Origin of the sequence: Streptomyces macrolidinus (assembly GCF_023887685.1) — a bacterium.
In the GTDB taxonomy this organism is placed as follows: domain Bacteria; phylum Actinomycetota; class Actinomycetes; order Streptomycetales; family Streptomycetaceae; genus Streptomyces; species Streptomyces macrolidinus.
Genome location: NZ_JAMWMR010000098.1, coordinates 1 through 1,003 on the forward strand (window position 1 = coordinate 1; position 1,003 = coordinate 1,003).

Below are 1,003 nucleotides of genomic sequence, written 5' to 3' on the forward strand. Positions count from 1 at the left end.
ACTGATGCCGAGTGGGAGTTGGTCGAGCCGCACCTGCCGCTGGGGGCGTTCGGGCCGATCCCTGACCTGCGCAGATACTTCAACGCGGTGATGTGGCGGTTCCGGACCGGCAGCCCCTGGCGGGACGTGCCGCAGAGCTATGGCTCCTGGTCGACGATCTACGACCGGTTCCGGATGTGGGCGCGTGAGGAAGTCTTCCAGACCCTCATGGAGGCGGTGATCGCCGAGGCGGCGGCCCGCGACGATGTCGATCTCAGCCTGGTCAGCGTGGACTCGACCGTTGCCCGCGCGCATCACCACGCGGCGGGCATGGTCGTCGACCCGGAACTCCTTGAAGACTTGGAGAAGGCCGTGGCGGCGGAAAAGGGGCTGCAGCAAAGGGGCAAAACGGCCCTGTAGGCGAGGGGTTCGCGGACGGTGAGGACCCCGAGCGGGAACAGCGCCGCGCCGTGCGCCGACGCCGCAGGGCCCGGCTACGGGCCGCTGAACTGGGCCGTTCCCGGGGCGGGCTCACCAGCAAGGTCCACCTCACCGTCGAGCGGCGCTGCCGCCCGCTGTCCATCATCCTGACCCCCGGCCAGGCCGCAGACAGCCCACGCTTCATCCCCGTCCTCAAGAAGATCAAGGTGCGCGGCCTTGTCGGCCGCCCCAGGACCCGGCCGGACGCAGTGGCCGGCGACAAGGCGTACTCCTCTCGCGCCAACCGCGCCCACCTGCGCAGACGCAATATCAAGGCGGTGATCCCGGAGAAGGCCGACCAGGCCGCCGACCGCAAGAAGAAGGGTCGCTCCGGCGGCCGCCCGGTCAGCCACGACGCCACGCTCTACAAGGATCGCAACACCGTCGAGCGCGGCATCAACAAGTTCAAGGAGTGGCGGGGGCTGGCCACCCGCTACGACAAGACACCCGAAAGCTATGCCGCCGGGCTCCACCTGCGCGGATCCATCCTCTGGTTACGCAGCCTCCCAGCCCTCCCGTGATCTCAACTCAGAACAGGCCCTAG

At 68.8% G+C, this 1,003-nt stretch carries 1 pseudogene; it reads left to right on the forward strand.

Annotation, left to right across the window (positions count from 1 at the left end):
* Positions 1–980, forward strand: a pseudogene (locus NGF19_RS30380) (IS5 family transposase); the annotation flags it as partial.
* Positions 981–1,003 lie beyond the last annotated feature (23 nt).